Raw genomic sequence first — 25,795 nt, 5'->3', positions numbered from 1 at the left:
TAAATTTGATATTCAGGCCATACGTTGTTTCACCGTACCCGACAATAACAACCAAGAGAGAACATTGTCATGAAATTACGTTTAACGCTTTTAACTGTTGCTACCCTGACCGCCTTTTCTTTTACTGCTCAGGCAGTGGAAAAAGGCACCATCATGATCATGGTAAATTCGCTGGATAATCCGTATTACGCTTCTGAAGCCAAAGGTGCCAGCGAAAAAGCAAAAGAACTGGGATACCAAACCACAATTCTTTCACATGGTGAAGATGTAAAAAAACAGAATGAACTGATTGATACCGCCATAGGTAAAAAAGTTCAGGGGATTATTCTTGATAATGCCGACTCAACCGCCAGCGTAGCGGCAATTGAGAAAGCGAAGAAAGCAGGCATTCCTGTGATATTAATTAACAGGGAAATCCCTGTTGATGACGTCGCTCTTGAACAAATCACCCATAATAACTTTCAGGCCGGCTCTGAAGTCGCCAACGTATTTGTTGAGAAGATGACGGAAAAAGGAAAATATGCCGAACTGACCTGTAACCTGGCAGATAAAAACTGTGTTACCCGTTCTAAATCTTTCCATCAGGTCATCGACCAATACCCGGATATGATCAGCGTCGCGAAGCAAGATGCCAAAGGGACGTTAATCGACGGCAAACGCATTATGGACAGTATTTTACAGGCACATCCTGACGTGAAAGGCGTGATTTGCGGCAACGGCCCTGTCGCTCTGGGCGTTATTGCCGCGCTGAAAGCCGCGAATCGCAGCGATGTTGTAGTTGTTGGTATTGATGGCAGTAACGATGAACGCGATGCCGTTAAAGCCGGAACCCTGCAAGCCACGGTGATGCTCCAGGCGCAGGCTATTGCCGCTCAGGGCGTTACCGATCTCGATAACTACCTGCAAAAAGGTGAAAATCCAGCGAAACAACGCGTTATGTTCCGCGGCATTCTGATTACCAAAGACAATGCAGACAAAGTTCAGGACTTCAATATCAAATCCTGAGTTCGGGTTGTTGCGCCTCTTCGGAGGCGTATAGGAGAGTTTATGTATAAAAAAACCTGGCTGGCACTGGCCGTTCTTGCGCTTGGGGGCTGTCGTATTGTCTCTCAGCAAGAGCTGGCCGATCTTAAATCCCCGCCCAATCCGCATATGGCGAATATCGATCAGACGTGGCAAGACAAAGTGGTTCCACAGGTCGTTTCTCAGGCCCGTCCCGTTGCCGAGTTAATGGCTGCCCTACGTGCGGCTAAAGATATTGATAGCGCTTGCAAAACATTGGGCTATCGCGCTCAGGATGAGAATCCGTGCATTTTTTACGTCAAGGTTGAAGGCAATATCACTCATATTGACTCCACTTCCCGTAGCGGAAAAATGACGATTCAGGATACCGACGGCAGCAATGTTGTGGTGCAAATTGGCCCCACGCTGCGCGGCACGCTGTTACGCGACGCCTACCAGGGTACCAGTTATCAAGACTTTAACGATCAGGTTCTGTTTGGCGAATATGGCCAGGCCATTAACGAACATGCGGTAAAAATGATTCAAGCGGCACAAATTAAAACGGGCGAAATAACGCAAGTGTATGGCGTATTCTCGGCCTGGGATATTCCGCAAACCATTCCTGATATTACACCAGCGAAAATTGCTCGTTTGGGAGGGAAATAAAAATGCAACAGCAAGAACTCGTCACTCCCCAACCAGTCGAATCTGAAGTTATTATCGAAACCCGTGAGTTGTCACGTGTCTATCCAGGGGTAGTGGCCTTGGATAACGTGAATTATCGGGTCTATCGAAATAAAGTAAACGTACTGATCGGAGAGAATGGTGCGGGTAAATCCACCATGATGAAAATGCTTGCTGGCGTTGAAACCCCTTCCTCCGGTCAAATTATTCTTGATGACAGTCCGGTTATCCTTAGTTCGACTCACCAAGCCGAAAAAAAGGGAATCAGCATCATTTTTCAGGAATTAAATTTATTCCCGAACATGAACATCATGGATAATATATTTATGGCTAACGAGTTCTTTCAGAAAGGGAAGATCAACGAAAATTATCAATATGAGTTAGCAAAAAAATTACTGGAAAGACTGGAGCTCAATGTCGATCCTTATACTCAGCTTGGCGAATTAGGTATCGGCCACCAGCAGTTGGTCGAAATTGCACGCGCACTTTCAAAAGACACTCGTGTATTAATCATGGATGAACCTACTTCTGCGCTGAGCCAGTCGGAAGTCAAAATTCTGTTTAACGTTATTGAGCAGCTTAAACGTCGCGGCGTCACCATTATTTATATTTCCCATCGACTGGAAGAACTGATGGAAATTGGCGATCACATTACCATTTTCCGCGATGGACGCTTTATCAGTGAACGTAATGTCAGCGATGCCAGCATTCCCTGGATTATCGAACAGATGGTTGGCGATAAGAAAAAACATTTCGACTATCAGCCTGCCCCGAAAGGCCAAGCGGTGCTGGCTGTTGAAGGTTTGACGGCGCTACACCACAGCGGCGGATATAAGCTCAACAATGTGAGCTTCACGCTGAGTAAAGGGGAAGTGATTGGTATTTACGGCCTGCTGGGTGCCGGGCGCACGGAGCTGTTTAAAGGCCTGATAGGGCTGATGCCTTGCCAGAATGGCAGCGTCTATCTTAATGGCGAAAATATTGGCAAAGCCCAGTTTCAAACCCGGCTTAAAAAAGGGCTGGCGTTAGTTCCCGAAGACCGACAGGGCGAAGGCGTGGTGCAGATTATGTCGATTCAATCGAATATGACCTTATCGGATTTTAGCCTGAAAGGTTTTCGCCAGGCGTGGAAATGGCTGAACCCACAAAAAGAACACGCCAGGGTAAAAGAGATGATTCGCGAGCTCGCTATCAAAGTCAGCGACCCTGAACTGCCGATTACCTCCTTAAGCGGTGGCAATCAACAAAAAGTGGTGTTAGGCAAAGCCCTAATGACACAACCACAGGTTGTTTTTCTCGATGAGCCCACTCGCGGCATCGACGTCGGCGCCAAAACTGACGTTTATCACCTGATAGGCAAAATGGCCCAACAGGGACTGGCAGTGATGTTCTCTTCATCGGAACTCGATGAAGTCATGGCGCTGGCGGATCGAATTTTGGTGATGGCCGATGGCCGTATTACCGCTGATTTACCGCGTCATGCGGTTACCCGCGAAAAATTAATCGCGGCTTCAACACCTCAAGATTAATCAGGCTGGAATCCATCATGAACCAGAAATATATGATTTATATGTACCTGCTGAAGGCCAGAACTTTTATCGCTCTGCTGCTGGTTATCGCGTTTTTCAGCGTGATGGTACCGAATTTCCTGACCCCATCTAACCTGCTGATTATGACTCAGCACGTGGCCATCACCGGCCTGCTGGCCATCGGCATGACGCTGGTTATCCTGACTGGAGGGATTGACCTCTCTGTCGGCGCCGTCGCCGGGATCTGCGGAATGGTCGCAGGGGCATTATTGACCAACGGCCTGCCCTTATGGAACGGCAACGTCATCTTCTTCAACGTCCCTGAAGTTATTCTGTGCGTGGCCATCTTCGGCATCCTTGTCGGCTTTATTAACGGTGCCGTGATCACCCGTTTCGGCGTGGCACCCTTTATCTGTACGCTGGGCATGATGTATGTCGCCAGGGGTTCTGCCTTGCTGTTCAATGACGGCAGCACCTACCCCAATCTCAATGGGATAGAAGCACTGGGTAATACCGGTTTCGCCACGCTGGGCTCCGGTACGCTAATGGGCATTTATCTGCCTATCTGGCTGATGATCGGGTTCCTGCTGCTGGGCTACTGGCTGACGACAAAAACACCACTTGGTCGCTATATCTACGCTATTGGTGGTAACGAATCCGCTGCTCGTCTGGCTGGCGTCCCCATAGTTAAAGCAAAAGTATTCGTTTACGCCTTCTCTGGCCTGTGCTCCGCATTTGTTGGCCTGATCGTCGCTTCACAGCTGCAAACGGCCCACCCAATGACCGGCAATATGTTCGAAATGGACGCCATCGGGGCCACCGTACTGGGCGGAACCGCGCTGGCAGGTGGGCGTGGTCGGGTCACGGGCTCAATTATTGGTGCTTTCGTCATCGTCTTCCTTGCTGACGGCATGGTGATGATGGGTGTCAGCGACTTCTGGCAAATGGTCATTAAGGGGGTGGTTATTGTCACCGCCGTCATCGTCGACCAATTCCAGCAGAAATTACAGAACAAAGTCATCCTGATGCGTCGCCATGAGGAAAAACATGCCACGGCTCAGGTTGCCAGTTAATACGCTTTCATTACCCCGCCGCACGCGTTTGCGTCCGGCATACAAAAGGGAAAAAACATGCAAAGAAATTTCCATAATAAAACGGTCGTGATCACCGGCGCATGCCGCGGGATTGGCGCGGGAATTGCTGAGCGCTTTGCTCGAGATGGTGCAAACCTGGTGATGGTCTCCAACGCCGAGCGCGTTCACGAAACGGCAGAAACCTTACGCCAACGTTACCAGACCGAGATCCTGTCATTGCAGGTCGATGTCACTGATGAAGCGCAGGTGCAATCGTTGTACGAGCAAGCCGCCACCCGTTTCGGCACTATCGATGTTTCTATCCAGAACGCTGGTGTCATCACCATCGATTATTACGACCGCATGCCGAAAGCCGATTTTGAGAAAGTGCTGGCGGTTAACACCACTGGCGTCTGGCTCTGCTGCCGCGAAGCGGCCAAATACATGGTGAAGCAAAAACACGGCAGCCTGATTAATACGTCGTCAGGTCAGGGTCGTCAGGGCTTTATCTACACCCCGCATTACGCTGCCAGCAAAATGGGCGTTATCGGTATTACGCAAAGCCTGGCCCACGAACTGGCACCGTGGAATATCACCGTCAACGCCTTCTGCCCAGGCATTATCGAAAGCGACATGTGGGATTACAACGATCGTGTATGGGGTGAAGCCCTGAGCACCGAACAAAAACGCTATGGCAAAGGTGAACTGATGGCGGAATGGGTCGAAGGTATCCCGATGAAGCGTGCCGGTAAACCCGAAGATGTCGCCGGGTTGGTGGCTTTTCTCGCTTCAGACGATGCACGCTATCTTACCGGGCAAACCATCAACATCGACGGTGGCCTGATTATGTCGTAATGCCCATCAGGGACGACAAACCAGATTCGTAGCCCGGAAGGCGTTAGCTGCGAGCCGGGACATTCCTCCCCGTCGGTTTACGCCATATTGTGCCACGGGGTACTAATTCAGAGAGTGATGGCTATGATCACAAAAGATTTTGCTCAACAGCTGTTTAACCTGCAGGACCGCGTGGCCTTTGTGACTGGTGCAGGCAGCGGCATCGGTCAGATGATTGCTTACGGACTCGCCAGCGCGGGCGCTCGGGTAGTCTGCTTTGATCTGCGCGAAGACGGTGGCCTTACTGAAACTGTTAAAAATATCGAGGCGATTGGCGGGCAGGCCTGCTTTTATACCGGGGATGTGCGTCAACACAGCGATCTGCGTGCCGGCGTCGCCTTGGCCAAAAGCCGCTTCGGACGCCTCAATATCGCCGTTAACGCGGCCGGTATCGCCAATGCCAATCCGGCGCTTGAGATGGAGACTGAACAATGGCAGCGGGTTATCGATATTAACCTCACCGGCGTATGGAACTCCTGTAAAGCGCAAGCCGAACTGATGCAGGAGTCAGGTGGAGGCTCGATTATTAATATCGCCTCCATGTCCGGCATTATTGTTAATCGCGGTCTTGAACAGGCGCATTACAACTGCTCCAAAGCGGGTGTTATTCACCTATCCAAAAGTCTCGCAATGGAGTGGGTCAGCAAAGGGATTCGCGTCAACTCCATCAGCCCGGGATACACCGCCACGCCGATGAACACACGCCCTGAGATGGTCCATCAGACACGTGAATTTGAAAGCCAGACGCCGCTTCAGCGGATGGCAAAAGTGGAAGAGATGGCAGGCCCGGCACTCTTCCTCGCCAGTGATGCAGCGTCGTTCTGTACCGGTGTTGATCTGGTCGTCGATGGCGGTTTTGTCTGCTGGTAAACCTTCATGTACTCCAGACATACAGGGCGCCGTAAGGCGCCCTGTTCATATCAACCCAGGAACATCTTGCGCAGGTAGTGCGGCACCGCATCATCAACGTTGGAGCCGATCACTTCCAGCGCCGGCAACTTGTCTTTCAGGCGCTGATGCGCGTCGCGCATGATGCACCCTTTGCCGGCCATCGACAGCATTTCCAGGTCATTCATACCATCGCCGAAGGCAATGCACTCTTTCAACGTATAGCCGATGATCTTGGCCACTTCTTCCAGCGCATGGCCTTTTGACACGCCACCGGCCATCACTTCCAGACAGGTTGGGAACGAGAAACTGACGTTAACCCGATCGCCCCAACGCGCATTGATGGCATCTTCCAGCGGCAACAGCTTTTCATGATCGTCACAGGTGAAGTACACCTTGCACACGCCATCGGTTTCCAGCAGGCCCGGCTCGAACAGTTGGTACTGGAAAATAGACTCACGGAAGAACTCTTCCTGCTCCGGACTTTCGCGGTTAATGAACCAGTCGTCATTACGATAAACGTTAGTGGTGATGTCCGGATCGTTATGCAGCATACCGTAGAGATCGCGGGCAATGTCTTCGGCCAAGTTGTGGCTGAAAATCAGCTCGCCGTCAGTGTTATGCACGCGAGCGCCGTTGGAGGTGATCATAAAGGCGCTGATCTCGAGGTTATCGCGGATCTGCGCAACGTCGATATGATGACGGCCGGTAGCAAAGACAAAATGTACGCCACGCTGGGTCAGCAGCTTCAGTGTCTCTTTGGCGTAAGGTGACAGGGTATGGTCGGGTGACAGCAGCGTGCCATCTAAATCGGAAGCGACGACGTGATACATAGCGGTAATTTCTAACCTCTAATGGTGTGGTCGGCGGTAGGGGTACCACCTAAGTGTTGAGCAAAGAAGCGCAGGATTGCGCTCAATGCTTCGGCGCGCATCGCGTCCCGCTCAAACAGGATCTCATGCCGTGCGCCTTCGATAACCTGCGGTTTTCCCCCTTCACAGGGATGCCCCGCTTCTGACAATGCCTGACAAAAAGCCTGATGGGAACGGTTGTCGACCACCCGTTCCTCACCGGCCTGCAATAATAATAGCGGCGTGGTGATTTTAGCCGCCTGGGCGATGATTTCTCGTCCGGCCTGCAGGCTTTCCCGTACCCAGTGGTAGGTTGGCCCCCCCACCTGCAACTCGGGATAATCGGCGTAATAACGCAAACAGCGGCGATAGCGCTCACGGCTGTGGGTCAACACGTTGACCACATAGGGTAGCGGTCGCCACTGACCGGTCCCTATCGCATAGTAATCGCGCACCCTCGGGTGCTTCTCCGTCCAGTTCAGAATGCGGTTGGCCATCCAGCCTGGCATCGGCAAATAAATGCCGAACATCGGTGCACAGAACGCAGCAGCGTCAAATGCTTGTGGCTGGCGGGCCAGAAACTGCGCCAGGATCGCACCGCCCATCGAGTGAGCCAACGCAAAGTGTTGCCGGTAACCCAGTGGCACCACTTCCTGCTGATAAAACTGGGCGAAGTCGTCGACGTAATCGGCAAAGTTTATCACATGACCACGGTGCGTATCAGTCAGCAAACGGCCGGAACGGCCTTGCCCGCGATGATCCAAAATCATCACGTCATAGCCGCAATGGAACAGATCGTAGGCAACCTCGGGATATTTAATATAACTTTCGATACGACCGGGGCTGATCACCACCACCCGCCGATGGCGAGAGGAACTGAAACGCACAAAACGGATAGGTACGCCGCCGACGCCACTGAACTCACCCTCCTCACGCTGCCGCCAAAAGTCCAGCAGCGGTCCCGTGGCGAAAGCAGCAAACTGCCTTTCACGCGTTAACCAATCATCAGTGCTGAGAGTAAACGACGTCATCAAGTGCTTTTCCCTGAGCTACCAGTGGCAAAAATGTGACCTCTGGCACAAGAAATAATACTAGCGTATTGTGATTCAATTCTTACAAAAAACGCATCATTTTGGCACAAATTGGCGCTTTCAGGGAGTACTGCAATGACCTTGGACTGGTGGTTAACCTATCTGCTGACTACTCTTATCCTCAGCCTGTCACCCGGCTCAGGAGCAATTAACACCATGAGTACCGGTATCAGCCACGGTTATCGTGGCGCAGCGGCGTCCATTGCCGGCCTGCAGGTCGGGCTGAGCCTGCATATCGTACTGGTAGGTATTGGTCTGGGTGCGCTGGTATCGCAGTCACTGCTGGCGTTTGAAATGCTGAAGTGGTTCGGTGCCGCCTATCTGGTGTGGCTTGGCATTCAACAGTGGCGCGCTGCTGGTTCGCTGGACTTGCATACGCTGGCAGGCACTATGCCGCGTCGCCGTCTGTTCCGCCGTGCCGTGCTGGTGAATCTGACCAACCCGAAAAGCATCGTGTTTCTGGCCGCACTGTTCCCACAGTTTATTTTGCCCAACCAACCGCAGGCCGAGCAGTACCTGGTGCTCGGTATCACCACCGTGGTTGTGGATATTTTTGTCATGATTGGCTACGCCACGCTGGCCACCCGCATTGCCGGTTGGCTGAAGACGCCTCGCCAGATGCAGTTGTTAAACCGTATTTTCGGTTCACTGTTTATTCTGGTGGCCGGGCTGCTGGCTACGGCCAGGAAGGCATAAAGCAAAAGGGCCGAACATGGCAGTTCGGCCCTCAAAATCTGTACGGCAGTGTTTAGCGGGTAAAGATCAGGTGTAAACCAAAACCGGTAAACAGCACCCCCGCCAGTCCGTCTATCCACTTGGCCAGCCGTTGATAGCCACGGCGCATGGTCGGCAATGCAAACACCACCGCCACCAGGCTGAACCAGACAAATGTCTCAGCGATGATCAGCAAGAACAAGCCCCAGCGCGCACCGGCCCCGACGTCGTCACCCACAAACAGTGAAAATACGCTGCCGAAATAGATAACCGCCTTCGGGTTGGACAAGTTGGTCAGAAAGCCACGGATAAAGCTGCGCCCAGGCTTCGGCAAAGCCACTTTCACCTCCGCCGCAGGCACCGACCGGGCATTTTGAGAACGGGCGGAGCGCAACAGTTGCCAGCCCATCCAGCACAGGTAAATCCCACCGCCAACCATGATGATTTGGTGCAACCAGGCCATTTTTTGCAGGATCAGGTGCAGGCCCATCAAGGCTACGCCCGCCCACACCACGATACCCAGTGAAATGCCCAGTACGCCCATCATCGCCTCACGGCGCGAGCGGCTGGCAGCGGTTTGCGAAACAAAAAAGAAGTCCGGCCCCGGGCTCATCAGCGCAATCAGGTGCACCAGTGCCACGGTCAGAAACAGCATCAGCATGATTTATTGCCCTTAATCTTCGTCATTATCGAGGTGATCGCGGATCATCGCCATAAACGGCGCGCCAAAACGTTCCAGCTTGCGCTGACCGACACCGTTAACGCTCAACAGGTCGCCGGCCTTGATAGGCATCTGTTCCGCCATTTCCAACAAGGTGGCATCGTTAAACACCACATAAGGCGGGATATTTTCTTCGTCGGCAATCGATTTTCGCAACTTGCGCAATTTGGCGAACAGTTTGCGATCGTAATTGCCGCCGTAGGACTTTTGGTTACTGCCGCTGCGGGCCTTCAGGCTTTGGATGCGCGGTACCGCCAGTTGCAGTTCCAGCTCCCCCCGCAACACCGGGCGCGCGGCCTCGGTCAGTTGCAGCGCCGAGTGCATGGCAATGTTCTGGGTGATAAAGCCCAGGTGGATCAACTGACGCAGCACGCTGGTCCAGTGTTCGGTGGTCTGCTCGCGGCCAATGCCGTACACCGGCAGTTTCTCGTGCCCGTATTCGCGGATACGCTGGTTATTGGAACCGCGCAGTACCTCGACAATGTATCCCAGCCCGAAACGCTGGCCGACGCGATACACACAGGACAACGCCTTGCGCGCATCTTCCAGTCCATCGTAACGCTTGGGGGGATCCAGGCAGATATCGCAGTTGCCGCAGTTCTGATGTTTACCTTCGCCAAAATAGTTGAGTAGCACCAACCGACGACAGGTTTGCGCTTCGGCGAAAGCCCCCATGGCGTTCAACTTGTGGCGCTCAATATCCAGTTGCTGCCCGGCGGGCTTTTCCTCCAGACAGCGGCGCAGCCAGGCCATATCGGCCGGGTCATACAGCAGGATCGCCTCGGCCGGTAAGCCATCGCGACCGGCACGGCCGGTTTCCTGATAATAAGATTCGATATTGCGCGGAATATCAAAGTGCACCACAAAGCGCACGTTGGGTTTGTTAATGCCCATGCCGAAGGCGACGGTGGCGACCACCACCTGTAAATCATCCCGCTGGAACGCTTCCTGCACCTGCGCGCGGCGGTCGTTGTCCAACCCGGCATGATAGGCACCCACGCTCAACCCACGGCTTTGCAGGCGTGCAGTGGTGTCTTCTACCTTGGCGCGGCTGTTGCAGTAAATGATGCCGCTTTTGCCGCGTTGGTCCTGCACAAACCGCCACAATTGGTCGAGCGGCTTGAACTTCTCCACCAGCGTATAGCGGATGTTTGGCCGGTCAAAGCTGCTGACCTGCACCAGCGGCTCCTGCAGTGCCAGCAGACGGACTATGTCACCACGGGTCGATTCATCAGCGGTCGCGGTCAGCGCGATCACCGGCATATCCGGGAAGCGTTGCTTCAACAGCCCCAATGCACGGTATTCAGGCCGGAAGTCGTGACCCCATTGAGAAATACAGTGCGCTTCATCCACCGCCAGCAAGGCGGGAGGGTTGCCGCCGAGCTGATCGAGGAAGCTGTCCATCATCAGCCGCTCGGGAGCGATATAAAGCATTTTGATCTGGCCGCTGCGGCAACCCGCCATCACCTCAAGCTGTTGCTCGCGCGTCTGGGTCGAGTTATAGCAGGCAGCGGAGACGCCATAGGCCAGCAACTGATCGACCTGATCTTTCATCAATGAGATCAACGGGGAAACCACTAACGTCAGGCCATCCATCACCAGCGCCGGGATTTGGTAGCACAACGATTTACCGCCGCCGGTCGGCATCACCACCAGGCAATCCTGCCCGCCGATCGCCGTGTTGATAATCGTTTGTTGACCCGGTCGGAATTGCTGGTAGCCGAAGGTATCGCGTAATACCTGCTCTGCCAGCAACTCTTTGTTTATCACTGCTGCGGTTGACACACACTTCCCCATTTTTTGTAGCAAAACGCCGCCTTTATGACGGCCGGATTACATAATATCGTTAAGCATGACACCAACGCCAACCCGTGTCTGCCGGAAGTTGTAATCAATCAAGGATTCGCCGTAGCCGCTGAACACCTGGGTATAGAAACGCACATGCTTGCTGATCGGATAGCTCCAGCCTAATTCCGCGCCGCCATAGCCGCTGTTCCAGTTGTAGTGACTGTCGACACTGAACACGCTGTCACCCCAGGCATAACCCACTTTCAGGCGGTAATAGCCCATATATTTGGTGATATCCGGGTTATCGTCGCTGCTGTCGCTTTCCGCGAAGCGGAACCAGGGTTTGAGATCCACCTGCCAGTTGCCGTTTTGCGCCATAAAGCGGGCGTAACCCCGGTTCCAGCTGCGGGAAGTGGGATCAGAGCGGCCGTTGGACTGGTGATTCAAGCCCACTTCAACGTCACGCAGTGTCCAGCCGGCGAAGCTGTAATCAGTCGCCCACCCCAGGAACACCTGCGGTTCGTAGTTGGTCTCACGAAACGGTGATGACTCACTGTGGTTGGAAAGTTGCCACCAGGAGCGCTGAGTATAAGACGCGCCCAGCACCGAGTTGTCGCCAAGAATGCCGCGCCACAGCGGGAACGCCAGGCTGAGCTGGTATTTCACTTCATCCTTGCGCGCATTATCAGCCCAGTTATAGGACTTGATAGCCTCTTTGTTGATATTGCTGGTATCGGTATATAGCACATAGTTGGTGTCATACGGATACAGCGTGAATGGGTTGTCGTGATCCTGCAGCATATTGGCAATAATGCTGCCACGCACCGCCGGTTTATCATGAATTTGCTGCTCTTTGGCTTCTTCTGCCTGTACCAGCGGTGCTGCCGCCAGCGTGGCCAAAACGACCCCGGTCAAAATGCGCATAACTTCCTCACCCCAACATAAAATGACAAACGCTGAAATAAAAACAGGCCATTTTACACACAAAGGGAGTTTTACAGCAGTGCGGCGTGTATTTATTGGATTAGTCTGGAAAGCAACAAGATATAGGCATAATATCAACAAACGGTTAACCTGGACTGACCAGTTAGCTCCCCCTATTACACAGAAATGAATGGGTATTTATGTCTACCACACCACTGACTCTTGAAGCTGCCCGCCAGAAAATTGGCGAAATCTTTGTTTATCACATGCCGTTTAACCGCGAGCTGGGCTTGGAACTGCGCCGCTTTGACGACGACTACGTTGAGCTGAGTTTCACCAACCAGCCCAAGCTGGTGGGCAATGCCGCCCAGAAAATTCTGCACGGCGGCGTGATCGCCTCGGTGCTGGACGTTGCGGCGGGTTTGGCATGTGCCGGCAGCGTACTGATGCGTCTGGATCCGTTGATCGAAGAAGAAGTCGCCACTCGTCTTTCCCGTATGGGAACCATCGATCTGCGCGTTGACTATCTGCGCCCTGGCCGTGGCGAGCATTTCGTTGCCGCCGCCAGCGTATTGCGCAGCGGCAACAAAGTCGCGGTCGCCCGCGTCGAACTGCATAACCACGATGGCCTGCATATCGCCAGCGCCACTGCCACCTACCTGGTCGGGTGATTGTGTGCGGTGAGCGTCTTCAGTACACTCACCGCATCTCCGTTTTCCCCATCCGAGTAACGTCTATGGACGCACAACAAACACGACAGGGCATCTTCTTTGCTCTGGCCGCCTATTTTATTTGGGGTATCGCCCCGGCCTATTTCAAACTGATCCAGCAGGTACCTGCCGATGAGATCCTCACCCATCGGGTGATTTGGTCGTTCTTCTTTATGCTGGCGCTGATCACTCTCGGACGTAACTGGTCACAGGTGCGGGCCGCCTGCCACAACCGTAAACGGCTATTGTTGCTGGCGGTGACCGCGTTGTTGATCGGTGGCAACTGGCTGCTGTTTATCTGGGCGGTGAATAACCACCATATGCTGGAAGCCAGCCTGGGCTATTTCATTAATCCGCTGGTGAATGTGCTGCTTGGGATGTTGTTCCTGGGCGAACGCTTCCGTCGTATGCAATGGCTGGCGGTGATACTGGCTTTTGCCGGCGTCCTGATCCAACTATGGCAATTCGGCTCACTACCGATTATCGGCCTGGGACTGGCGTTCAGCTTTGCCTTTTACGGCCTGCTGCGCAAGAAGATCGCCATCGACGCGCAAACCGGCATGCTGATAGAAACCCTGTGGCTGCTGCCGGTGGCTGCGGCCTATCTGTTCCTGTTCGCCGACAGCCCGACCAGCCATCTCGGTGCCAATGCCTGGTCGCTGAACCTGTTGCTGGTGGCGGCCGGTATCGTCACTACCATACCGCTGCTGTTCTTTACCGCTGCGGCTACCCGTCTGCGCCTGTCGACGCTCGGCTTCTTCCAGTACCTCGGCCCCACGCTGATGTTCCTGCTGGCCGTCACCTTTTACGGTGAAACCGTCGGTCAGGACAAGCTGGTGACCTTCGGCTTTATCTGGGCGGCGTTGCTGTTGTTTATTCTCGACGCGCTCTACACCCAGCGCAAACTGCGTTAATGCCAATGTCAGGTTGATGCCGGCGCGGCGCGGTTGGAAATAAACCGCGCCATCGCCGGCCCCGTCAGCAAGATCGTGAACAACCGCAGCGTCTGCATCGCCATCACAAAAGACATATCTACCCGGCTGCCCGCCGCAATGATTGCCACGGTATCCAACCCGCCCGGACTGGTCGCCAGATAGGCGGTCATCAAATCTACCGGCAGAAAATGCGTCAGCATCCATGCCAGCAGGCCGCAAAGCAACATCAGCGCGACTATCGACACCACCATCTGCGGCAGGGTACGCAACGCCAACAAAAATATCGGTCGGGTAAAACGCAGCCCGACGCTCCAGCCAATCAGGGTGTAGGCTAACGCCAATAACCATTCCGGCACCTGCAAAGCCATCACACCGCTGGAATGCAGCGCTGCGCCGATGATCATCGGTAACAACAAGGCACCCGAAGGAATACGCAGGCGAGGCCCCAACCAGGCACCGACAATGGCAACGCCCAGCGTCGCCGGGAAGCGCCAATCCAGCGACGGGAACCATTCCAGTGCCGCGCTGCCGTGACCCGCCTCATCTCCGAGACCAATACGCGCCACTATCGCTGCCGCCGTTGCGACAAACAGCACCCGCAGATACTGCATGAATGCCACCAATCGAACGTCTGCACCAAAATCGCCGGCCATCGCCACCATCGCCGACGCTCCGCCAGGCGATGACCCCCAGGCACCCGTCGGCCCCGGTAAACTGCTAAAGCGCACCAGACACCAGCCGGAAATGCCACTGGCCAGCAGCGTAGCGATCAGCACCAGCAGCACCAGGGGCCAGTCATTAAGTAACGGCGTGAGAATCGAAGGAGAAAGGCTTTGCGCAATCATGCAGCCCAGCACCGCCTGTGCGGCGATAAACAGGTAACCGGGAATGCGCACCGTGGCGCCCAACAGCCCCATGGCTACGCCGACAATCATCGGACCCAGCAACAGTGCGGCAGGAATATGGAATGCTTGTAGGCCAAACCCCAGTACCAGCGAAGCCAGCAGCAGGATTGACCATTGGATCACGCGGGGAAACTTCTCCATCAAAACGCATGCCTTACAGACAGATAAGCCGTAGAAGCATTCTACCCCTATTTAGTAGGCTAAGCGTTGGCCAACGGCAGAAATATCGGGCGAACAGGTTCGCCCGTCAGCTTACAGCCAGTTCTTGCGCTTGAAATACAGATAAGGGGCCAGCCCCGCCAGGATCATCAGGCTGATCGCGCCCGGATACCCGAACGACCACTTCAGCTCCGGCATAAACTCAAAGTTCATCCCGTAGCTTGAAGCCACCAGCGTTGGCGGCAGGAACACCACCGAAACCACCGAGAAGATCTTGATGATGCGGTTCTGCTCGATATTGATAAAGCCCATCGCCGCCTGCATCAGGAAGTTGACTTTCTGGAACAGGGATTCGTTGTGCGGCAGCAGGGATTCAATGTCGCGTAGCACTTCACGCGCCTGTTCGAGTTGACCCGTCGGCAAACGTGCCTTACGCACCAGGAAGTTCAGCGCCCGTTGGGTATCCATCAGGCACAAGCGGACTTTCCAGCCGATATCTTCCAGTTCGGCCAGCGTCGACAGCGCCTCGTCGTATTCATCGCCCTGATGGCCTTCCATGATTACCCGGCTGAGCTTTTCCAGATCGCTGTAGACGTTTTCGATCTCGTCCGCCAACTGCTCAATCTTGGTTTCGAACAAATCCAGCAACAGCTCGTAGGCGTTGCCGTCAACCATCGTCAGGTTACGGGCGCGCATGCGATACAGGCGAAATGCCGGCAGTTCGCGCTCACGCAGGGTATACAGGCGACCATCGCGAATGGTGAAAGCCACGGTGGAGTTACCGGCATGGTCTTCCGCATCTTCAAAATAGAAGAAGGAGTGAATATGCAGACCGTCTTCGTCTTCGAAGAAACGCGCGGAGGCTTCGATATCATCCAGCTCCGGGCGTGTCGCCAGGCTTTGGCCCAGCTCGTTTTGCACGCGCTCACGTTCGCCCTCTTCCGGCTCAACCAGGTCAACCCACAGTGACGTAGTGAGGTCATCGGAGTCATCCAACTCCAGACGGGACAGGCGGCTGTTATCTAATTTAAACGCGCTCAGCATCTGCTAAAACTCCCTTGGGGTGACAGGGGTAAACAACGCGTGGAAGCACAGAAACAGGGGGATGTTGTATCACCAGCTTGTTTCAGACCATGAAGGATCTGACTCATAGCGACACTGAAGAGGTCGCCGACAACCACGAAGGCTATCAGCTCAATGGGATAGCCTTAGAAGTTGCACCTGTTGTTGTCCAGGTCAGTGAGCCAGTATCTACTGGGTGTGTCCAAGGCGTATGTCCTCATTGATAATAGTGCGCGCATGTTACGCCGAGAAGAAAAAGCCTGTCAACCGGTTAGGCTCGATAATTGCGCAACAATTCATCGCTATAACCAATGGGGAAAAATCAGCAAAATCTGCGATAAAGGGGAAAGAAAAAGCGGCGACGATCTCTGACCACGCCCAAGAATGTTGCTAAGATTAGGCCACGATAAGCTTGCGGACTTTACCGATGAAACAAATTACTGCCCACGACCTGACCAGCATGAGTGAACAGGCCGCTACAGTGGCACGCCTGCGCGCGCACCGTACGTTACACGAAGAGTTGAGCGACCCGGTGCAGCGACTGGCGATTGCCATGGAACCCGGCACCTATATCCGCCCCCACCGCCATCCGCAAACCTGGGAGCTGCTGACACCGCTGCGCGGCCGCTTTGTGGTGCTGCAGTTTAACGAGGACGGCGTCGTTACCCAGCGCACCCTGCTCGGCGAAGAAACCAAAGTGCTGGAGATGCCGGCGTTTACCTGGCATGCCGTGCTGTCGGTTGATCCGGGTGGCGTGATATTCGAAGTGAAACAGGGGCCTTATCAGGCGCTGTCGGAAGAAGACTGCATGCCGTGGGCACCGCAGGAAGGGGCCGAAGGTACCGAAGCCGTGATGCGTTGGTACGCTACCGCGCAGATTGGCGATCGCTACCCCCTTCATACTTGAAGCTGCAGCGTTGTTGGCTGTGCCCACTCCCTCCAGTCACTTACTTGAGTAAGCTCCTGGAGGGAGCGGACTTGCCGCCTAGTTGCAACCCCAATTATTTTGGGTATGCCGCTAACGATTCACTGCGCCTTACACCGTCTCCAGACGGGCGTAGGCGGCCACCAGCCACTTGATGCCTTCACCCGGGAAAGCAATCTGCAGCCGACTGTGTTCGCCGCTGCCTTCCAGATTGACGATGGTCCCTTCACCAAATTTGGGGTGGCGCACTCGCTGGCCCAGCTTGTACCCGGTGTCATTTTCGCTGATCGGCGTGCCCATGCGGCGGTGATTCGCCGGCCGTGAAACACTGGCGCGCAAACGCACTTCTTCCACACATTCCTCCGGCAGCTCACCGATGAAACGTGAAGGTCGGTGATAAACCTCTTTACCGTACAGACGACGGGTTTCGGCATAAGTCAGCGTCAGTTTCTGCATGGCGCGCGTCAACCCAACGTAGGCCAGACGGCGCTCTTCTTCCAGCCTGCCACCTTCGTCCAGCGACATCTGGCTCGGGAACATCCCCTCTTCCATGCCGACGATAAACACCTGTGGGAACTCCAGCCCCTTGGCTGAGTGCAGGGTCATCAACTGCACCGCATCCTGATAGGCATCGGCCTGCCCCTCACCCGCTTCCAGCGCAGCATGGGACAGAAACGCCTGCAGCGGCATCAGATCCTGATCTTCATCCTGATAGCTGTACTGGCGCGTTGCCGTCACCAGTTCCTCAAGGTTTTCGATACGCGCCTGACCTTTTTCGCCTTTTTCCTGCTCATACATGATGAACAGCCCCGAGTCGCGGATCACCCGATCGGTCTGAACGTGCAGTGGCATATCGGCGGTTTCGTGCGCCAGTGAGTCCACCAGCTCGGTAAAGCGTTGCAGCGCAGAGGCCGCACGCCCGGCCAGCACCTTGTCCTGCAACAGTGCGCGGGTGGCCTGCCACAGGGTCAATTGACGATCGCGGGCCGTACGACGAACTTCGTCCAGCGTCCGGTCGCCAATGCCACGCGTCGGCGTATTCACCACGCGTTCAAACGCAGCATCATCGTTGCGGTTGGCGATCAGCCGCAGGTAAGCCAGAGCATCCTTGATCTCCTGACGCTCGAAGAAGCGTTGCCCGCCGTAGATACGGTAAGGCATCGCCGTTTGCAGCAGCGCCTCTTCCAGCACGCGTGACTGGGCGTTGCTGCGATAAAGGATGGCGCAGTCATTCAGCGCACCGCCGTTTTCCTGCCAGGCTTTAATGCGGCCCACCACGAAGCGCGATTCATCCAGCTCATTGAAGGCACAGTAGACTGAGATAGGTTCGCCTTCGCCCCCTTCGGTCCACAAATTTTTCCCCATGCGCCCGCCGTTGTTGGCGATCAGGGTATTGGCCGATTTCAGGATATTGCTGGTCGAACGGTAGTTCTGTTCCAGAAGTACGCTTTGCGCGCCGGGGAAATCCTTCAGGAAGCGCTGGATATTCTCTACCTGAGCGCCGCGCCAGCCGTAGATCGACTGGTCATCGTCACCGACGATCATCACGTTGCTGTTATTGCCGGCCAGCAGGCGGATCCAGGCGTACTGAATGCTGTTGGTATCCTGAAACTCGTCCACCAGCACGTTGGTGAAACGTTCACGGTAATGATTAAGAATATGCGGCTTGTTCAGCCACAGCTCATGGGCCCGCAGCAACAGTTCGGCAAAGTCCACCAGCCCGGCGCGATCGCAGGCTTCCTGGTAGGCCTGGTAGATACGCAGCCAGGTCGCTTCCACCGGGTTGTTGTAGGTTTCAACGTGCTGTGGACGCAGGCCCTCATCTTTTTTGCCGTTGATGTACCACATTGCCTGACGCGGCGGCCATTGCTTTTCGTCGATATTCAATGCCTTGACGATGCGCTTGAGCAGGCGGAACTGGTCGTCGCTGTCGAGAATTTGGAAATCCTGCGGCAGGTTGGCATCCAGATGATGAGCGCGCAGCAGCCGATGAGCCAAGCCATGGAAGGTACCAATCCACATGCCGCCCTGGCTGGTGCCAATCAGGTGTTCGATACGGTGACGCATTTCCGCCGCCGCCTTGTTGGTGAAGGTCACCGCCATAATGGAATACGGCGAGCAGTTCTCGACCGCCAGCAACCAGGCGATGCGATGCACCAGCACCCGGGTTTTACCGCTGCCCGCGCCGGCCAGTACCAACAGGTTGCCACGTGGCGCCGCCACCGCTTCGCGTTGTTTTTCATTCAGGCTGTCGAGCAGATCGGAAACGTCCATAGGCACCATTAATTGGTAAGGGAAAGCGCGTCAGAGACGCGATTCCACTGTGAATTTATACAGAGTCAATTTGGGATTATACCCGAAATAATTGAAGTTGCAGCAAGGCGGCGAGTGTGTGAGTCCCCAGGAGCTTACTCAAGTAAGTGACTGGGGTGAGTGCACGTAGCCAACACAGCTGCGGCTTCAAGTATGAAGGGGTTATAGCAATGCTGTCAGCGATGCCAACTGAGTGATCTCAATATGTGGCAGCAGACGGCTGTCGGCGGCCTGCATCAGGCTACGTCGGCGGTCGTTGATCCAACAGGCCTGCAGACCGGAACGCAATGCGCCGGCGACGTCGGTGGTCAAATCATCACCCACGTGAAGAATGCGTTCAGGGGCAACCCCCAACCGCTCGGCGGCCAGTTGATACATGTCCTGATAGGGCTTGGCGCGGCCATCCGGCCCGGAGCGCAGCACAAACTGGAAGTAACCATCCAGCCCGCACAGCGCCGGATCGGCATTGCCGTTGGTGATCGCCACCAGCGGGAAACGTTCACCCAGCGCTTTCAGAGTGGCATGGGTCGCGTCCGGCACCTCGATGCGACTGCGCCACAGCGCGAAGTTTTGCATCGCCGCATCGGCACCGTCGGCGGCTTCGGCATCACGCAGCCCCTGACGGCTCAGCGCCAAATGGATAGCGCGCCAGCGCCACTGGGTGACATCGTGATAAATCTCCGGATCCTGTTCACGCAGCTCCTGGCGCAGGCGATGAAAATCTGCCGACTGGAAGTGGTTCAGGCCGGGATGGTAGTTCTGCAAAAAGGCCACCGACTGCAGTTCGGTCTGTTTGATCACCGGCCGATTGTCGTACAGCGTGTCGTCCAGATCGAAAGTCAGCGCCGCCAGCGGTCGCAACGGACGATAAAAATGCATCAGGATTTCCCCCGTTTGGCACGTGGATGCGCAGCATCGTACACGTTCGCCAGATGTTGAAAGTCGAGGTGGGTGTAGATTTGGGTGGTGGTCAGATTGGCGTGACCGAGCAGTTCCTGCACCGCACGCAGATCGCCGCTCGACTCCAGCATATGGGTGGCAAACGAGTGGCGCAGCTTGTGCGGATGGATATGGCTGTTAACGCCCTGCTTGACGCCCCACTCGGCAAAACGCTTTTGCACGTTGCGGGTCGAGATGCGCTTGCCCTGATTAGACAGGAACATGGCATCGTCTGATGGCCCGAACAGATCGCGCATCGCCAGCCAGTGTTCAAGCCAGGTCACCGCAGTGCGACCCACCGGCAGCTTGCGTTCCTTGCTGCCCTTACCCAACACCCAAATTTCACCGGCGGCCAGATCGACATGGCGGCAATCGAGCCCCACCAGTTCCGAAAGACGCAGCCCGGCACCGTACATGACTTCAAGCATGGCGCGATCGCGCACCGCCAACGGATCGTTAAGATCGATATTCAGCAGCTGATTCATTTCATCGACGTCGATATTCTTCGGCAGATGACGGCCGCTACGTGGCGTTCGGATCCCTTTGGCGGGGTTGGCAATCAGCATACCCTGGCTGACCTGCCAGTCGAGAAAACTGCGCAATGCCGACAGGCGCAGTGCGAGGCTGGAAGACTGCAATCCGGCACGTTTACTGCGCGCCGCAAGCTGGCGGACTTTGGCCGCGTCCAGCAACGGCCACTCCGTGACGCCAATGTCCTGCGCCAACGCCATCAGCGCCTGCAGTTGACGCGAATAACTCAGTTGGGTGAGCGGGCTGAGCTGGCGCTCGACCTTCAGATAGCGCAAAAAAGCGTCCACCGGCTGTTGCAGGCTGGTCGCCAGCGGAATCATGCGCGTTCGACCCAGCGTTCCAGCAGTTCCGGCAGCATACGTGCCAGTTGATTGAGCATCACCGTACCCATACCCTGCTGGTAGTGTTGTGTATCGCGGCTGCTGAAAATCACCATGCCCAGTTCGCCGTCTTCACCCAGCATCGACAGCGCTACCGAGCCGACCAATTTGGCCTGGGGCAGCAGCAGCAGCAACTCAGGGCCATTCAGGCTGCCGAGGAAATGCTGTTGGTCACCCAGACGCTGAATGCGCAACGGTTCAAACGACGAACGCGTCAGGGCCAGGTGGGTGAAATCGGAAGGCGCACCGATTTTCCAGCTTTCAGAAAACAGGCGAATATTGGCGCCGGCCAAACCGAAACCCCGCGCCCAACGCTGCAGGCGATTGAGCATATCCTGCAGGCTGTCGGCGGTGGCCAGATTGGCCTGTAAATGCAGCAGGCTGGCAAACAGCGTCTCGTTGGCGCTGGCCTGCTCCATCAGCAGGGTGATTTCTTCTTCCAGCCGGTTGATATGGTTACGCTGGCGGGCCAGATGCCACTCGACCAGCGACACGGTACCGCGAACGGGATGGGGAACGCGCATCTGTTCCACCAACCGCGCATTGCGGATAAAGAAATCCGGGTTTTGCAGCAGAAACTGCATCACGGTATCGTCGTCAAGCTCAATGCCTGCGACAGCCTGGTCCTCAACACTCTTCATAGATGAATAAATCCGTCATATACATGGGTTGCCGGACCGGTCATAAACAGCGGGCTGCCCGGTCCTTTCCAGCGAATATGCAGGCTGCCGCCCGGCAGTTCTACATGCACCTCTTCTGACAGCAATTCCTGTTGGATCCCCACTGCCACTGCCGCACAGGCGCCGCTTCCACAGGCCTGGGTTTCGCCGGCACCGCGCTCATACACGCGCAATTTGATGTGCTCACGGCTGACAATTTGCATAAAACCAATGTTGGCTCGTTCAGGGAAACGCTCATGCCCTTCCAATACCGGCCCGAGCAATTCCACCTTGGCGGTTTTTACATCATCCACCTGTAAAACACAATGCGGGTTGCCCATCGACACCACGCCGCACAGCACCGTATGTTCCGCCGCGCGCATGATGTAAGTCTTTTCTTCTTTGGTCGCGCGAAAGGGCACCGTCTGCGGATCGAAGTTCGGCTCGCCCATGTTCACACACACCAGATCATCATCGGTGACGCTCAGCACCATACGCCCGGTCTGGGTACTAACGCGAATATCGCGCTTGTTGGTCAGCCCTTTCAGCCGCACAAAACGGGCAAAACAGCGAGCGCCGTTGCCGCACTGCGCCACTTCACTACCGTCGGCGTTAAAAATGCGGTAGTGGAAATCCAGTTCCGGATCGTAAGGCGGTTCTACCACCAGCAGCTGGTCAAAGCCAACGCCCAGGTGCCGATCGGCCAAACGGCGGATCAGCTCGGGTGAAAAATAGACATTCTGTGTAACGGCATCGACCACCATAAAGTCGTTGCCCAGACCGTGCATTTTGGAGAACTGCATATCATACTCCGCTATCCGTCTTGGTTTGCGGTGGCCTGAGCCGCCGCAAACAAGGTGTTACTGAGCGCTCATCGACGGTTTTTGCTGAGAGCTGGAAAGTTCCTGCTGATTTTTCTGTACCTGTTCGCCGGTCTGAACCTGAGTGGCCGGTTTCTTAGTGCTGGCCGGATCGGCTGGAGGGAAGTACAGCGGGCCTTTCAGACCACAGCCGGAGAGCCCGGCAAGCAGAACTGCCATCAGCGCATAGCGTAGTTGTTTTTTCATTTGCATTAATGCCTGTAATTCATGCGTCCAAGGTCTCTATAATCGCAGGTGGATCATGAAAAGCAATAGGAATTGAATATGAACGACAGTGAGTTTCACCAGTTAGCTGACCAACTGATGCTTAATATTGAAGAGACACTGGACGATTTTGACGGCGATGCGGATATCGATTACGAAACCAATGGCGGCGTAATGACGTTAAGCTTCGAAAATGGCACCAAAATTGTCATCAATCGCCAGGAGCCACTGCATCAGGTTTGGCTGGCAACCAAGACCGGCGGCTATCACTTTAACTACCGTGATGGCGTATGGCTCTGCGATCGCAGCGATCGTGCGTTCTATCCGTTACTAAGCGAAGCCGCCAGCGCACAGGCCGGCGAAGAAGTGAAATTTGCCTGAAAATAGCCGCACTCACAGGGGTTCAGTTGACTGAGCCCCTGTGATGTCAGTGCAGCTGGAACTGCTGTTTCAGCGGCTGAGCCGCACCGTCGGCCAGCGGAACACACAGGCTCGACAACACGTTACTGCGGAATGGAATCACTTGAGTGCGGCCATCAAGCTGCACTATCTGATAGAACTGCGGCAAATTGAAGTTGATAAAACTGGAACCGTAGGTGAAACGATCGTGCGAGGACGAGTAGAAACGGCTGACGTCGCGCACCAGTTCCTCTTTACTGCCTTCACAATGGTGATAAACCTCAACGCGGTTCGACTCATCCAGAATATAGATGTTAAAGCCCTTGTCGTCCGACGTGTCTTCAAAGAAGAATTGAATAATCCCCTCACTGGCGAAACCATCCACTACCGGCGGTAAATGCACCTGATCGGTTTCCACTTTGATCGACAGGCCATGCAATTTGTTGTTGGAAATCGCCCCGTAAAATTCCACCGCGTTTTCCAGCTTTTGCACCGACACGCTCAGCCGTTCAAAGAACAGGCCCCAGGTCTGGCCGGCAACCCGCACCGCTTTAAAGCGGCCCGGTTCCAGTCGGGTGCTGGACAAACGCAGTTCAATGCACTCTGACACCAACTGCTGAATACGCGTACGGATCAAACCGCGCAGATGCTGGCTGTAACAGAACACCTCTACCGATTCCGGTGGGGCGGCGTCCTGATGCATTTTGCCGAGAATGGTCTTCAAGGCTTCCAACACCGATTGCTCACCGCTGAAATGCAGGGTACGCACTTCGTTCCAGGAGTTGCGGTACAGCAGATCGATACTGCCCACCAGGCACTGTTGTTGCTGGCCAAAGCTGAATACATCGAGCTTGCGGAAATCGAAATGCACCACCTGATTGCGGAAGGCGGCGGTCGGATCGTTTTCCAGATTGACGATAATCGCCAAATGGCGAATTTCACACGGGCTGTACAAGGCTTTGGGCGTGGGTGCCGCCAGCCTCAGCGGGAAGTGGTGCGACACATCGGCCACCAACTCCTGCAGTTTGGCAGTGTCACACAGGTTGCCGCTCTTGATATGCAAACGGGTCTTCGGCGTCAGCAGGCCGTTGAAATAAGCCCAGGCCACCAGCTTGTTCAGGTAACGGTTATATTCCAGCGGTTGATGGCTGACAATCGAGTCCATGGCCGGTGCCTGGTTGTACAGGTACCAGCCGGTGCGGTTAGCGCGGCCAACCGGCACGTGAATAAAGGTCAAGTCGTCTTCTGACAGGTCCGGCGAAATCTGCGGGTTCACCAGCGTCACCTTGCCGGGCAGCACTTCAAACGCGGCGTAGAGTTTGCGGGTCAGCACGCCGATATCCTGCGGGCTGGCGCTGACGCTGAGGTTGTTGCGACGCGCGAAGCGGATCAGGTTGCGGTAGCTTTGCATCATCGCATCCAACAGTTCGTTGTGCGCTTCACGAACCCGTTCGATTTTCCAGTTGGCGCGATTATCCAGGATAGCCAGGCGCTCTTCGTCCCAGCCCCATTCGCTGACCAGCTGGCTGAGGATCTCACGACGCCAGCCGACGCATGCATTGGCACGCGACAGTTTTTCACAGACTTTTAGGTAGAAACAGCGGCGGACCAGATCGAGGCGGGTGGTATCGTTGATGGCGTTCAGATAATGCGTGACGCGTTCGAGCATCATACAGTAGGCGTCGAGACCAAAGCAGACGATTTCACCCTGATGCAGGCGCTGTTTGATGTCCATCGCCAACAGTTGAGTATTCGGGTATTCCCAGGAATAAGCTTCCAGCAACAGGGTCTTCAGCACCGCTTTGTAAGGCGAGTCGATACTTTTGTACAACTGCCACAGGCTGGCACCGAAGTATTCTTCCGCCGACAGCGTACCCAAACCACCGAGATCCAGCCATTCGTTCGGCGTTAATGCGCCTTGCGAGTACAGTGACAACACATACTCATCGTAATGCGCTTCTTCTTCGCCCGGCACCATGTTCCACAAAATGCGTTTCCCGGCCAGGCGCACCGCGGTACGGTAGAATTCGTCCAGCAGCAGGATATGTTGGGTAGAACCGCAGTCTTCACCGCCCAGGCTGCCGCTTTCGTTATGGCGGAAGCGGTTTTCATCGATCAGGAAGAAGCTGACTTCGACCCCCATCGACGCCGCCCATTTTTCCAACAGGCTGCATTTCTGCTGCAGGCGGTTACGCTCTTCATTGTCCAGCCAGGACTGGTGGCACACCCAGATATCGAGATCCGAGCTGCAACTCTGGCCGATCGACGAGGTGCTGCCCATCGAGTAAACCCCGGTAATCGGCAGTTCACCGCTGGCCGGCTTGTCAAACGGGCTGCCCCATTTGTCTTCTAAATCGTTGAGGTAATCTTGCTGGGTTTCATCAGGCGTGTAGATACAAACGCCATGGGGAACGTTACCGTTCAGATAGCCTGGCATCAGTGGGTGGTGGTGGTGCAATAAGGTAGGCAGCAGACTGTATACCCGTTGAAACGCGGGCTTCATGGCCGCTAGGGCGCGATCGATTCGTAATTGATTGATCGCATCCAGTCTCTGCTTCAGTGTCTCGATGTAGAGGTACAAGACGTCTCGCCTGATTATCCCGGTATTTAGAAAAAAACCCGTATTCCATAAGC

At 55.0% G+C, this 25,795-nt stretch carries 25 protein-coding genes; 11 read left to right on the top strand and 14 right to left on the bottom strand.

All coding sequences use genetic code 11. The annotated features are described in order from the left end of the window. The first annotated feature begins 69 nt into the window (after positions 1-69). The 6 genes from OCH02_RS19625 (at position 70) to OCH02_RS19600 (ending at position 6,052) form a co-directional block, all read left to right on the top strand. Positions 70-1,005, top strand: coding sequence for a D-ribose ABC transporter substrate-binding protein (locus OCH02_RS19625; RefSeq protein WP_261432616.1), 936 nt, complete (start codon positions 70-72; stop codon positions 1,003-1,005). Positions 1,006-1,047: 42 nt separating this feature from the next. Next, positions 1,048-1,668, top strand: coding sequence for a DUF2291 family protein (locus OCH02_RS19620; protein WP_261432615.1), 621 nt, complete (start codon positions 1,048-1,050; stop codon positions 1,666-1,668). A 2-nt stretch (positions 1,669-1,670) separates the two neighbouring features. Continuing rightward, positions 1,671-3,215, top strand: coding sequence for a sugar ABC transporter ATP-binding protein (locus OCH02_RS19615; protein WP_261432613.1), 1,545 nt, complete (start codon positions 1,671-1,673; stop codon positions 3,213-3,215). A gap of 17 nt (positions 3,216-3,232) precedes the next feature. Beyond that, complete coding sequence (locus OCH02_RS19610; protein WP_261432612.1) at positions 3,233-4,288, top strand: ABC transporter permease; 1,056 nt, start codon at positions 3,233-3,235, stop codon at positions 4,286-4,288. Positions 4,289-4,345: 57 nt separating this feature from the next. Continuing rightward, positions 4,346-5,143, top strand: a complete 798-nt coding sequence (locus OCH02_RS19605; protein WP_261432610.1) for an SDR family oxidoreductase — start codon at positions 4,346-4,348, stop codon at positions 5,141-5,143. Positions 5,144-5,266: 123 nt separating this feature from the next. Then, positions 5,267-6,052 (top strand): SDR family oxidoreductase, encoded by a 786-nt coding sequence (locus OCH02_RS19600; RefSeq protein WP_261432608.1) that lies wholly within the window; start codon positions 5,267-5,269, stop codon positions 6,050-6,052. A 50-nt stretch (positions 6,053-6,102) separates the two neighbouring features. Here OCH02_RS19600 and yigL read toward each other — a convergent pair whose 3' ends face one another. Beyond that, positions 6,103-6,903, bottom strand: a complete 801-nt coding sequence (gene yigL / locus OCH02_RS19595; protein ID WP_261432607.1) for a sugar/pyridoxal phosphate phosphatase YigL — start codon at positions 6,901-6,903, stop codon at positions 6,103-6,105. An 11-nt stretch (positions 6,904-6,914) separates the two neighbouring features. Beyond that, on the bottom strand, positions 6,915-7,952 hold the full coding sequence (pldB, locus tag OCH02_RS19590; protein ID WP_261432606.1) for a lysophospholipase L2: 1,038 nt from the start codon (positions 7,950-7,952) through the stop codon (positions 6,915-6,917). A gap of 135 nt (positions 7,953-8,087) precedes the next feature. Between pldB and rhtB the strand changes: the two genes are divergently transcribed. Beyond that, positions 8,088-8,708 carry a homoserine/homoserine lactone efflux protein gene (gene rhtB / locus OCH02_RS19585; protein WP_012004666.1) on the top strand — a complete coding sequence of 207 codons (621 nt, stop codon included), beginning with the start codon at positions 8,088-8,090 and terminating at the stop codon, positions 8,706-8,708. A 52-nt stretch (positions 8,709-8,760) separates the two neighbouring features. Here the strand turns inward: rhtB and rhtC are convergent, their stop codons facing one another. The 3 genes from rhtC to pldA are packed head-to-tail and all read right to left on the bottom strand — an operon-like array spanning position 8,761 to position 12,159. Then, entirely contained in the window at positions 8,761-9,387 is a 627-nt protein-coding gene (gene rhtC / locus OCH02_RS19580; protein WP_261432605.1) for a threonine export protein RhtC, read from the bottom strand. Between the two features lie 12 nt (positions 9,388-9,399). Continuing rightward, complete coding sequence (gene recQ, locus OCH02_RS19575; RefSeq protein WP_261432604.1) at positions 9,400-11,232, bottom strand: ATP-dependent DNA helicase RecQ; 1,833 nt, start codon at positions 11,230-11,232, stop codon at positions 9,400-9,402. Positions 11,233-11,280: 48 nt separating this feature from the next. After that, positions 11,281-12,159 (bottom strand): phospholipase A, encoded by an 879-nt coding sequence (pldA, locus tag OCH02_RS19570; protein ID WP_174354701.1) that lies wholly within the window; start codon positions 12,157-12,159, stop codon positions 11,281-11,283. A gap of 200 nt (positions 12,160-12,359) precedes the next feature. On the opposite strand from pldA, the gene OCH02_RS19565 reads away from it, so the two are divergent. Both OCH02_RS19565 and rarD read left to right on the top strand, forming a co-directional pair. Continuing rightward, complete coding sequence (locus OCH02_RS19565; RefSeq protein WP_012004662.1) at positions 12,360-12,830, top strand: thioesterase family protein; 471 nt, start codon at positions 12,360-12,362, stop codon at positions 12,828-12,830. A gap of 65 nt (positions 12,831-12,895) precedes the next feature. After that, complete coding sequence (gene rarD, locus OCH02_RS19560) at positions 12,896-13,783, top strand: EamA family transporter RarD (RefSeq protein ID WP_129936277.1); 888 nt, start codon at positions 12,896-12,898, stop codon at positions 13,781-13,783. Between the two features lie 8 nt (positions 13,784-13,791). Here the strand turns inward: rarD and OCH02_RS19555 are convergent, their stop codons facing one another. Both OCH02_RS19555 and corA read right to left on the bottom strand, forming a co-directional pair. Beyond that, a complete protein-coding gene (locus OCH02_RS19555; protein ID WP_261432603.1) occupies positions 13,792-14,850 on the bottom strand; it encodes an AbrB family transcriptional regulator in 1,059 nt (352 codons plus the stop codon). A 111-nt stretch (positions 14,851-14,961) separates the two neighbouring features. After that, positions 14,962-15,912: a magnesium/cobalt transporter CorA gene (corA, locus tag OCH02_RS19550; RefSeq protein WP_012004659.1), complete on the bottom strand. Its 951-nt coding sequence runs from the start codon at positions 15,910-15,912 to the stop codon at positions 14,962-14,964. A 445-nt stretch (positions 15,913-16,357) separates the two neighbouring features. On the opposite strand from corA, the gene OCH02_RS19545 reads away from it, so the two are divergent. Continuing rightward, the gene (locus tag OCH02_RS19545) at positions 16,358-16,837 is read left to right on the top strand and encodes a WbuC family cupin fold metalloprotein (protein ID WP_261432602.1); all 480 of its coding nucleotides are present in this window, start codon (positions 16,358-16,360) and stop codon (positions 16,835-16,837) included. Between the two features lie 129 nt (positions 16,838-16,966). Here the strand turns inward: OCH02_RS19545 and uvrD are convergent, their stop codons facing one another. From uvrD to lptM, 6 genes are all read right to left on the bottom strand, one after another. Then, positions 16,967-19,129 carry a DNA helicase II gene (gene uvrD / locus OCH02_RS19540; protein WP_112363631.1) on the bottom strand — a complete coding sequence of 721 codons (2,163 nt, stop codon included), beginning with the start codon at positions 19,127-19,129 and terminating at the stop codon, positions 16,967-16,969. Positions 19,130-19,330: 201 nt separating this feature from the next. Further along, positions 19,331-20,047 (bottom strand): 5-amino-6-(5-phospho-D-ribitylamino)uracil phosphatase YigB, encoded by a 717-nt coding sequence (yigB, locus tag OCH02_RS19535; RefSeq protein ID WP_261432601.1) that lies wholly within the window; start codon positions 20,045-20,047, stop codon positions 19,331-19,333. Further along, a complete protein-coding gene (gene xerC, locus OCH02_RS19530) occupies positions 20,047-20,958 on the bottom strand; it encodes a tyrosine recombinase XerC (protein WP_261432600.1) in 912 nt (303 codons plus the stop codon). The genes yigB and xerC overlap by 1 nt, the downstream gene beginning before the upstream one ends. Then, positions 20,955-21,659 carry a DUF484 domain-containing protein gene (locus OCH02_RS19525; RefSeq protein ID WP_012004654.1) on the bottom strand — a complete coding sequence of 235 codons (705 nt, stop codon included), beginning with the start codon at positions 21,657-21,659 and terminating at the stop codon, positions 20,955-20,957. The genes xerC and OCH02_RS19525 overlap by 4 nt, the downstream gene beginning before the upstream one ends. Further along, a complete protein-coding gene (gene dapF / locus OCH02_RS19520) occupies positions 21,656-22,480 on the bottom strand; it encodes a diaminopimelate epimerase (RefSeq protein WP_012004653.1) in 825 nt (274 codons plus the stop codon). Before dapF ends, OCH02_RS19525 begins: the two co-directional genes overlap by 4 nt. A gap of 57 nt (positions 22,481-22,537) precedes the next feature. Beyond that, positions 22,538-22,744 (bottom strand): LPS translocon maturation chaperone LptM, encoded by a 207-nt coding sequence (gene lptM, locus OCH02_RS19515; protein ID WP_017891271.1) that lies wholly within the window; start codon positions 22,742-22,744, stop codon positions 22,538-22,540. Between the two features lie 78 nt (positions 22,745-22,822). On the opposite strand from lptM, the gene cyaY reads away from it, so the two are divergent. Then, on the top strand, positions 22,823-23,143 hold the full coding sequence (gene cyaY / locus OCH02_RS19510) for an iron donor protein CyaY (protein ID WP_012004651.1): 321 nt from the start codon (positions 22,823-22,825) through the stop codon (positions 23,141-23,143). Positions 23,144-23,189: 46 nt separating this feature from the next. Here the strand turns inward: cyaY and OCH02_RS19505 are convergent, their stop codons facing one another. Further along, positions 23,190-25,742, bottom strand: a complete 2,553-nt coding sequence (locus OCH02_RS19505; protein WP_261432599.1) for a class I adenylate cyclase — start codon at positions 25,740-25,742, stop codon at positions 23,190-23,192. Between the last annotated feature and the right edge of the window lie 53 nt (positions 25,743-25,795).

This window comes from Serratia quinivorans (genome assembly GCF_946227985.1).
Taxonomy (GTDB): Bacteria; Pseudomonadota; Gammaproteobacteria; order Enterobacterales; family Enterobacteriaceae; genus Serratia; species Serratia quinivorans_A.
Note: the sequence above shows the minus strand (reverse complement) of the source record. Positions and strands in the feature narration are given on the sequence as shown.